This is a genomic window from Candidatus Margulisiibacteriota bacterium (assembly GCA_028715625.1).
Lineage (GTDB): Bacteria > Margulisbacteria > Riflemargulisbacteria > GWF2-35-9 > GWF2-35-9 > JAQURL01.
Genome location: JAQURL010000102.1, coordinates 1 through 6,643, shown reverse-complemented (window position 1 = coordinate 6,643; position 6,643 = coordinate 1). Strand labels below are relative to the sequence as shown.

At 39.5% G+C, this 6,643-nt stretch carries 7 protein-coding genes; 1 reads left to right on the top strand and 6 read right to left on the bottom strand.

All coding sequences use genetic code 11. The features are described from left to right. Positions 1-236: 236 nt before the first annotated feature. Positions 237-575, top strand: a complete 339-nt coding sequence (locus tag PHV30_11640; protein ID MDD5457666.1) for a hypothetical protein — start codon at positions 237-239, stop codon at positions 573-575. On the opposite strand, the gene ndk is transcribed toward PHV30_11640, so the two are convergent. The 6 genes from ndk to PHV30_11610 form a co-directional block, all read right to left on the bottom strand. Next, positions 572-985 carry a nucleoside-diphosphate kinase gene (ndk, locus tag PHV30_11635; protein MDD5457665.1) on the bottom strand — a complete coding sequence of 138 codons (414 nt, stop codon included), beginning with the start codon at positions 983-985 and terminating at the stop codon, positions 572-574. The two genes, PHV30_11640 and ndk, sit on opposite strands and share 4 nt — an antisense overlap. Then, positions 969-2,369, bottom strand: coding sequence for an argininosuccinate lyase (gene argH / locus PHV30_11630; protein MDD5457664.1), 1,401 nt, complete (start codon positions 2,367-2,369; stop codon positions 969-971). The genes ndk and argH overlap by 17 nt, the downstream gene beginning before the upstream one ends. A gap of 350 nt (positions 2,370-2,719) precedes the next feature. Then, positions 2,720-3,931 carry an argininosuccinate synthase gene (locus PHV30_11625; GenBank protein ID MDD5457663.1) on the bottom strand — a complete coding sequence of 404 codons (1,212 nt, stop codon included), beginning with the start codon at positions 3,929-3,931 and terminating at the stop codon, positions 2,720-2,722. After that, entirely contained in the window at positions 3,918-5,180 is a 1,263-nt protein-coding gene (locus PHV30_11620) for an adenylosuccinate synthase (GenBank protein MDD5457662.1), read from the bottom strand. Before PHV30_11620 ends, PHV30_11625 begins: the two co-directional genes overlap by 14 nt. A gap of 283 nt (positions 5,181-5,463) precedes the next feature. Further along, complete coding sequence (locus tag PHV30_11615) at positions 5,464-6,063, bottom strand: hypothetical protein (GenBank protein MDD5457661.1); 600 nt, start codon at positions 6,061-6,063, stop codon at positions 5,464-5,466. Beyond that, complete coding sequence (locus PHV30_11610; GenBank protein ID MDD5457660.1) at positions 6,064-6,297, bottom strand: hypothetical protein; 234 nt, start codon at positions 6,295-6,297, stop codon at positions 6,064-6,066. It lies immediately after the preceding gene. Positions 6,298-6,643 lie beyond the last annotated feature (346 nt).

Here is a 6,643-nt window from a genome sequence, read left to right as displayed (position 1 = left end):
ATACCTATTTCAATTTCCCCTTTTCCAGCCGTGCTACCATGGAATTTATCCTTAGCCTGCCGAAGGACAACGGGGCAATAATACTGAAAACTGAGGTTTTCAGTGCTCAGGCTCAAAGCTAACGGCTCAGAGCCCTGTAAAAAATACTAAAGATAATTTAAACAAATTATCATTGCCTTGTAAAGAGTACAAACCCATAAATATTGAAATTATTTGAAAATTCCCCCGATATATAATTGGTTAAACTAATAATGTCTTATAAAATTATCTCTTCACAGCGGCAATACCTCACCATATCCATGCTTTTGGACATTTTTTCTCAGCGACAGATTAAAGCTGAAATTTGGCCCAGACTAATATTCTTGAAGCTTATTAAACTGGAATATTTAGCCGAAGATGGCCGCAAAACTGACAAAATTGATACAACGAACCCGGACTTTAAAGCAAATTTCTACTGCGACTTGAAATATTTTTTTGACTCACCCGATATTCGACATCTGCGTTTGAATCTTCCAAAATCGCTGCAAAATATTATTTTGGATAAACTCTACTCTTTACTGACCGAAAATAACTAACTGAAAAAAATACCTATTTCTCTTTCAGCGCTGGTCGATGAATCTGAAGAATGCACAATGTTCAGGGAATTAGAAATGGAATAATCTCCGCGAATAGTACCCGGTTCAGCGACCGCCGAGTCGGTTGCTCCGCACATTTTACGCACAATATTTATTGCTCTTTCTCCCTCTACTACCATGGCTACCAGAGGAGCTGACGTGATAAAATTTATAAGGCGATCATAAAACGGTTTACCTTTATGCTCGGCATAATGTTTTTCTGCCATCTCCCGGTTAACCGTCATCATTTGTAGTTTGATAATATCAAGGCCTTTTTTTTCAAAACGGGCAATTATCTCTCCGATCAATCTGCGTTGTACCGCGTCCGGCTTGATCAGTACCAGTGTCTGTTCCTTAGTATTGCTCTGCATCTTTTACTTCCTTTATCCTTTTTTTTGATTGTTTTATCTGTTCCTTAACGCATTTATTGGCTGTTCCGCCATAGGAATCTCGAGAATCTATACTTGTTTCATAATATAGATAAAGCATTATGTCCTTTTTAAAATATTCCGAATAATTCTGAAATTCGGTTAAGGTCAGATCAGTTATAGTTTTATTATATTTAATCAGGTCCTTTACAATCTTGCCAACTAACTGATGTGCCTCTCTGAAGGCCATGCCTTTATGCACCAGATAATCGGCCAGGTCTGTGGCCAGCAAAAATCCTTTATTCAAGTGTTTCTCAATATTCTCTTTATTTATTTTAATATTTTGCAGAAGTCCTACATTCACCCGCAATACCTGTTCAACTGTGTTTAAAGCGTCAAAAATAGCATGCTTATCCTCTTGCAAATCGCGATTATAGGCCATGGGCAAACCTTTCATGGTTGTAAAAAGATTTAGCAGATCTCCCAGCACACGACCCGTACGTCCTCTGGTAAGCTCGGAAACATCAGGATTTTTCTTCTGCGGCATAATGGATGAACCGGTAGTATAAGCGTCACTGATTGTGATATAACCGAATTCATCCGAAGACCAGATAATCATATCCTCGCTTAGCCTGGAAAAATGCAGCATAATCAGCGACAGACCATAAAGCATATCCAGAACATAATCCCTGTCAGCTACACTGTCCAGCGAATTATTCGTAGGTTTGGAAAACCCCAGTTCTCTGGCCATGGACTCTCTGTCCAGATGAAATGGATTACCGGCCAGCGCTCCGGCGCCGAGCGGACTTTCCAATAAATAATGCTTAAAGAACAAAATCTTTTCAATATCTCTGTAAAACATTTCAAAATAGCACATGTAATAATGGGGCAAAAGTATGGGTTGAGCTTTTTGCAGATGTGTATAGCCAGGGATAATAATTCCCTGATTTTCTTCAGCGCATAACACCAGTGTTTCTTCCAGGTCCAAAAGCAACTGGATAACTCGTTCGACCCTTTTCAACAAAGTTAATTTCAAAGCAGTAACTACCTGATCATTACGGCTGCGTCCGGCATGTATCTTTTTCCCGGTTTCCCCTAATTTTTCAATGAGATAAAACTCAATATTCATGTGCACATCTTCGTATTCGGGTTTTAGTATAAAAGAACCCTGTTTATACTGCTGCAGCAGTTCATCCAGACAATCGGAAATTTTCTTTTCTTCGGATTTTGTGACCAGGTTTGCTTTGCGCAGCTCTTTTAAATGGACTTTTGAGGCAAATATGTCAGCCTGAAAAAGTCTGTAATCATCTTTGAGAGAAGAGGTAAAGGCCTCCACTTCCTTATTGGTTTTTTCTTCAAATCTTCCTGCCCAGAGTTTTTCTTTCATATGCTTTCCTTGACCTAATTATTGTAACTTATTTTCCCCGCAAAAGCAAAGACAGCCGGGCTACTGTGATATAAAACATTAAAGGCTCTGTCACCCTGAGCCTGACGAAGGGTGATGCTTAAGATGTTTAGTCATACTTCGTCAAGCTCAGTATGACATTGATCTATACTAAGATAAAATTGGATTTCAATATACTCGCACAAAATTTGGAATTCGGTGAGGCGTCAGTGAGCTATGCGCGCAGTCGTATTCACACATACGTCGAGCACATAGCGACGCAGACAACCCAGGCTACGCCGGAGGCTTCGCCGAGGCGAGCAAAGCCGAAAACCAATTTTGAAAGAGTATAATTAAGAATTCTTTTGTTTATTGTAAATAGATCTCAAAGGCAAACCAAGCAGTTTCAGAAATCCTTTGGCGTCTTTCTGGTCATAGGCCTCGCCCTCACCGAAAGTTGCCAGCGATTCCTGATAAAGTGAATACGGAGATTCAATACCGGCCAGAATTACATTTCCTTTATACAGTTTTAATCTTACTTTTCCGGTCATAAATTTTTGTGTAGTAGCTATAAAAGCATCAAGGCCCTGTTTTAACGGAGAAAACCAGAAACCGTAATAAACAAGCTCAGCGTATTTTAAAGCAATCTGTTCCTTATAATGAAAAGTCTCCCTGTCCAGGACCAGAGTTTCCAAAGCATGTTGCGCGGTATAAAGTACGGTTCCGCCGGGAGTTTCATAAACACCTCTGGATTTCATGCCAACCAGTCGGTTTTCCACCAGGTCTACTTGCCCTATGGCATGTTTGCCACCTATGACATTTAATTTGCTTATCAATTCAACAAGTTTAACTTTCTTTCCGTTCAAAGAAACCGGTATGCCCTGCTCATAACCTATCTCCACATACTCAGCTTTGTCCGATGCTTTTTCCAGAGGACTGGAAATAACAAAAAGACCGGGCTTCGGCTCATTTTTTGGATCTTCCAGATCGCCGCCTTCATGGCTGATGTGCCAGAGGTTGCGATCCCTGCTATAAATTTTTGTTTTAGAAACAGTTATGGGAATATTCCTTTTTTTTGCATAAGCTATGGCATCTTCCCTGCTTTTTATAGTCCATTTCTCGTCTTTCCAGGGAGCAATAATTTGCAGGTCTGGTGCGAGTGCAGCGTATGTCAGTTCAAACCTCACCTGATCGTTGCCCTTACCTGTGGCCCCATGAGCAACAGCGTCAGCCTTTTCCTTACGGGCAATCTCCACTTGTTTTTTTGCAATCAGCGGTCTGGCAAAAGATGTTCCCAGCAGATATTTACCCTCATAAACAGCTCTGGCCTGGATTACAGGTAGAATATAATCTTTTACGAATTCTTCCTTCAAATCTTCTATATATACTTTATCAGCACCGGTCTTTAAAGCTTTTTCTTCCAGACCTTCCAACTCTTCATCCTGGCCCAGGTCGGCCGCGAAAGCAATAACCTTGCAATTATAATTTTCTTTTAACCAGGGAATAATAACAGAGGTGTCCAGTCCGCCCGAATAGGCCAAAACTACTTTTTTAAACGTCACGATAAATAGTCCTTTGTCTGGAATTTCCAACTGAAATGATAGAGACAGGAATTTCCGCTATTCGTTCAATTTCTTTAATATAATTTTTCGCGTTTTGCGGCAAACTGTCAAAATCTTTGATATCTTCAATAACTTCATCCCAGCCCGGAAATGTTTTATAAACCGGAACCGCTTCGCTGAGTTTACGTACATTACTGGGGAAATCAGTTGTTAATTTATCATCTATCTCATAACCGGTACAAATCTTTATTTCTTTAATCCCGGAAAGAATATCCATTTTGGTTAGAGCTATGGATGTCAGTCCGTTTACACGTGCTGCATATTTCAAAATAACTCCGTCCAGCCAGCCGCAGCGTCGCGGTCTGCCGGTTGTGGTACCGAACTCATTACCTTTGTTCCTCAAAAATTCACCCATCTCATCGTCCAGTTCAGTTGGGAACGGTCCCTCGCCTACCCTGGTTATGTAAGCTTTGGCTACGCCAATTACTTCATCAATCATATTCGGCGCCAGCCCGGAACCTGTGCAGGCTCCGCCGGAAGTTGGATTGGAACTGGTAACATAGGGATACGTGCCGAAATCAACATCCAGCATTGTGCCTTGTGCGCCTTCCAGTAAAATTTTCTTGCCCTGTTTATAATAATGATGTAATAAAGCGACATTGTCCACCATATAAGGTTGAAGTTGCTCTCCATAACCTATATAGTCATCAATCACTTTATTTACTTCACGTTCGGAAATATTCAGGATCTGAGTCCATTCTCTTTCTTTTATAATGCTGGTGAGTATCCCTCTGTCCAGAAGGTCGATCATACGAATTCCCCGACGGGCCACTTTATCTGTGTAGGCAGGACCGATACCTCTGAAGGTGGTACCTATCTTGCTGTGTTTGCCACGATCACGTTCCTGGTGTTTGTCCAGCTGCTCATGAAACGGCAATATTACATGCGCAGTATGGCTGATCCTTAAATTTTCTACTTTGAAACCTTTATCCTTCAATTTTTCTATTTCATTCAGTAAAACATTGGGAGAAACCACAACCCCGTTTCCAATTACACATATTACATTATCATAAAGTATGCCCGATGGAACTATATGCAACTTAAAAATCTCGCCGTCAACTACAATTGTATGCCCTGCGTTATTCCCACCCTGATAGCGCACCACGACATCTGCCTGTCCGCTTAAAATGTCGGTAATTTTTCCTTTACCTTCATCACCCCATTGACTGCCTATGATCACTTTTACGGTCATGGTCCACCTTTCTCTGCAAAAAAAAAGCCCCACCGTGCCGTGTGTTCGCTAATGCTCTGAACCAGAATTATTCAGAGTGGGTTCCCAACTAGTGGGAATTTAGTAAGCTAGAAATAACCACGGCTACCTCTAAGCGCTACTCCCAATTAAATTTGTGTTGGCTCATCTCTCAGTGAACATCACGAGCACAGTCGGGCAATTTGCTATGTTTATTAACAAATTTTAATATAACACTTTTTATATTGCCATGCAACCATTTAAGCAGTCAAAAAATTGATGGTTATTATTTACTTAACTGATTGATAATTACTTTTTTCTGCTGCCTCAGGATCATCAGATAATTCAGATAAAAATCGGTGAATAACGATAATATTTCACGTTTAAAAACCTGGGGGGTTTTAATTTGCTCATCCAGCAAAAATACCTGAAAATTTTCCAGCGTTCCATTTGTTTTTACAGCGATAAAATTTTGAATACTGTGGCTGCTTACCGATACTGCTACCAAATTATTAATTATTATATTTTTAATGGCGCTATCCTGTATATCGGCTAGCAATTCGTCCGGTATTTCTTTTTTGATACTTTCGAACATATTGTACAGGTCCTGTGCAAGCTGATCAAAATAATTAAAAATTTCTATACTGTATTTTTTCATAAGAATTTCTATAAGTTTCTTAAGATTATCTTCGCTAAGTTTGGAAAAAACTTTTTCATTGATCTTGATACCTTTGGGCACTAGTAGCTGACTGAATTTAATGATAACTATTTTATACTGATCATGAATATAGAGAAAATTTTCCTTGTTATTTTTGATTAATTTCTTGTATAGAAGAGTTAGTTTTTCGGCTAGTTTATTAAAAAATAAGATTTGATTATCTATCATTCACTCTTTGTTCTTCTTTGAAGCTATTTCTTCATTTACCTGGTCCATCAATTCTTCGGAAGCGATTATTCCGGCTATTATCTGCTCGTCTTTGGAAAACTTGTTTTTATCTTTTTTTTTGCGGAACAATGCAAATAGGAAAGCTGAAACCGCTCCTAATACCGATAAATTTTCTCCTTTAACAGGTCCGGAATATCCTGCACCCTGAACGGAGTCTGGTCTTCTAACTTCCATATATTAATTGTAGGTGACATTTATTTATTTTTCAAGGCAATCCATACAAAAACCAAAGTTTACTTTGGTTTTTGTGTTCGAAGCTCGGGGCTCTGGAGGGAACTCACCCCTAACCCCTCTTTTAAAAAGAGAGGTGTATGATTGTTAGCATTGTTTCTCGCCCTTCTCTTTGCAAGAGAAGGGCCGGGGATGAGTTTTTTGGAATAATCATTGAAATTACTGTAACAAGCTCACGATAACTATATATAAAAATATCCGGAGGCAACAATATGAATAACAAAATAATTTCCATGGACTTAACTTTAAACAAGGATGAACAGCATCTGTTGAATTTGATCACAGCCGG

Coding starts and splice junctions, on each gene's coding strand:
- PHV30_11615 (MDD5457661.1), bottom strand. CDS start 6,063: ATGATAGATAATCAAATCTTATTTTTTAATAAACTAGCCGAAAAACTA.
- PHV30_11620 (MDD5457662.1), bottom strand. CDS start 5,180: ATGACCGTAAAAGTGATCATAGGCAGTCAATGGGGTGATGAAGGTAAA.
- ndk (MDD5457665.1), bottom strand. CDS start 985: ATGCAGAGCAATACTAAGGAACAGACACTGGTACTGATCAAGCCGGAC.
- PHV30_11610 (MDD5457660.1), bottom strand. CDS start 6,297: ATGGAAGTTAGAAGACCAGACTCCGTTCAGGGTGCAGGATATTCCGGA.
- argH (MDD5457664.1), bottom strand. CDS start 2,369: ATGAAAGAAAAACTCTGGGCAGGAAGATTTGAAGAAAAAACCAATAAG.